The organism is Aquimarina rubra, from assembly GCF_042684305.1.
Classification (GTDB): domain Bacteria; phylum Bacteroidota; class Bacteroidia; order Flavobacteriales; family Flavobacteriaceae; genus Aquimarina; species Aquimarina rubra.
The window spans coordinates 1-2,471 of sequence record NZ_JBHULE010000009.1; the positions used below are offsets into that span (position 1 = coordinate 1).

3 protein-coding genes are annotated in these 2,471 nt (G+C 32.0%); all 3 read right to left on the minus strand.

Features of this window, described 5'->3' with window-relative positions; translation table 11 throughout:
- Positions 1-622 precede the first annotated feature (622 nt).
- A complete protein-coding gene (locus tag ACFSR1_RS08000) occupies positions 623-970 on the minus strand; it encodes a hypothetical protein (protein ID WP_378291375.1) in 348 nt (115 codons plus the stop codon).
- Positions 971-1,000: 30 nt separating this feature from the next.
- Positions 1,001-1,597 carry a hypothetical protein gene (locus ACFSR1_RS08005; RefSeq protein WP_378291377.1) on the minus strand — a complete coding sequence of 199 codons (597 nt, stop codon included), beginning with the start codon at positions 1,595-1,597 and terminating at the stop codon, positions 1,001-1,003.
- 184 nt (positions 1,598-1,781) lie between these two features.
- Positions 1,782-2,294: a hypothetical protein gene (locus ACFSR1_RS08010; protein WP_378291379.1), complete on the minus strand. Its 513-nt coding sequence runs from the start codon at positions 2,292-2,294 to the stop codon at positions 1,782-1,784.
- Positions 2,295-2,471: the final 177 nt, after the last annotated feature.

Sequence of the window (2,471 nt, forward strand, 5' to 3'; positions counted from 1 at the left end):
ATAGATTCTAAATTATCAATTTCTTGTTCAGAACAACCTCTAAATTCAGAAGTTATTTGAGGATAATCTTTTAAAAAGTTTTTAGATTCTTCTAGATACATTTATTTTTCGTAATTACCGCTAACGATTAATGTATGGTTTGTAGCGGACAAGCACACAGTAAATGTTCCGTCACAGCCCAAAGTTAATAAACCAGCGTGAAATTCCGTTAGGAATTTCCGCCGCTATGAATTATACATCTTGTTATGCACTGGCCTTTTTTATTCAGCCGTTACTTTGCAAACTTACCTAAGCAAAGCGATGATTGCTTACGAAACTACTTGCGTAATATTTTTTCAATTCCCGCGATCGCTTTGCGACTTTGGGTTTAGCGATTACCAACACAAAATAGCGATGACCTTTATTCCGTCAGATGCTGATAGGGGAGAATCTTTGTGTCAGAAATTACCTTTATAAAAACACTCCGGTCTTTGACCATTATCCCGTCCGATTATTCATTCTGCTTTTCAGATTCCACATGCTTGTGCATAACGTTTCTTGTATGATGCGTTTGCATCCCGAAGGGTGCATATGCATTATACAAATTGTTGTAAACAGTTATTTTTTGTTAGTTATTATTTTTTCAGTCAGTTTGGGTCTTTTTAGATTTATGTTCAATCATCTTTTTCTCTACTTCTTGAATTTTTCCCTCAATAAGAAGTTCACATAAAGCTTTGATTTCATCAAATCCATTCAGTTTAGTAGCGTAAAAAGTGTTTTTTTCGTCATTCAAGTGGAAGAAAGTCTCGAACCACTTATTTATCTCTAAAACTTTTTCTTCGGTTTTTTCTCCATAAATACTAATCCAAAAATCTGCGTGTTCATCATCTGTTTTTTCAAGATATTTAATAGCTTCTAGGACATCTTTCTTTTCAACATTATCTTTATTATAACCTCCACCATATTGAATATATGAACCTTGTATTTTCATCAGCTTGTTTGATTATTATGTTTAACATTTTTAAACTCCTATGAGTTCTCGGAATACTTTTGCTAGCTCTAATCTTAAATTCCTAATTTCATTCTTAGTTTTCTTTTCCGCATCCATCCATAACTCCAAAGAACCTTGTCCCTCAGGAAACCGGTAACCAGTTCCATCGGATTCATATTTCGCCTTATTTTTTGCAGTTAACATTTGGTTAATAATATCACTGTAACTTTCAAGAGAAGAAGCTAGTTGATTACATAAATCTTCAGTAAAATATATTCGGTTTTTTTCCAATGTTTCGCAAGTTTCTCGATACTTATCTATAGCATCTTGATCTCTTACTTTTTCAGTTCTCCATTCTGGACCTTGGAATAGCGTGGTCATGTGTTCAAGCTTTTTTTCAAGCTCATAAAAATCTTGGTAAATCTGTTTTATTATTTCTCCTCTTTCTGTATGAAGCTTTGTGAATTTAACTTGATGTTCTGTTTTTGAAATTGCAAGACGATTTTTGTGATTTTCAATTAATAAGTCAGAACTTTTAGTAAGGATTAATTTACCCAAAAAGACAACTATTCCAACAACCGTTAGTCCGCCAACTGAAAATTTTAATATTTCTTCGAATAGTTCCATCTAATTGTTTACAACGCTGAATATATGAATCGGAGCAAGGCAAGCAAGCCAGAACCAATTGATCTATCTGCGCATTTTTATTTCTTGTTTAATTTATAAAAATTCAGCGCCATTGCAAAAAGTAAATAACCTTTCGATTTATACTAAACTTTGCTCTGATTTCATATATAATGTTGTAAAGCGTTTATATTCTCAACCAATTTCTTATATCGCTTTCTAATTTATCAGTGGTATTGGCAACATCTTCCACAATTTGAATTATTATCTTTTTATAGATTAAAAAATAGAAAACAAAAAAGATTGGGATTAATATATACAATGCTCCATTTTGATTGAAATTGTCCTGTAAAATTATGTTTATAAAAGTAATTAGTCCTGCTAGAATAAATACAGATACCATTAAGATTGAAAAACCTTGAATTCCATTTATAATAATCTGTAATTCAATACGTCCATTAGTCTCTGTTATCTTTCCATAACAAGTTTCAAAATTTAGATTGGGGTTAAAGGAGGTGTTTTTTTTCAAACGGAATTCACCATCATAAATAATTCCTGAATAATCTTTCGTAATCCTATTTTTGAGTAGAGGAGGCGTAAAATAATGAATTTTTTCATTGATTACGTTTGCTCTGAACTTCTTGTCGAAATCAGCTTTAGTTATTTCAAGTTTAATTTTCTTTCTAAGAATGAACTTCATTTCGATATATTTCAGGGATGTTCGTTTAACGTACCTGATGCTTTACAACGATTAATGTATGGTTTGTAGCGGACAAGCACACAGTAAATGTTCCGTCACAGCCCAAAGTTAATAAACCAGCGTGAAATTCCGTTAGGAATTTCCGCCGCTATGAATTATACATCTTGTTATGCACTG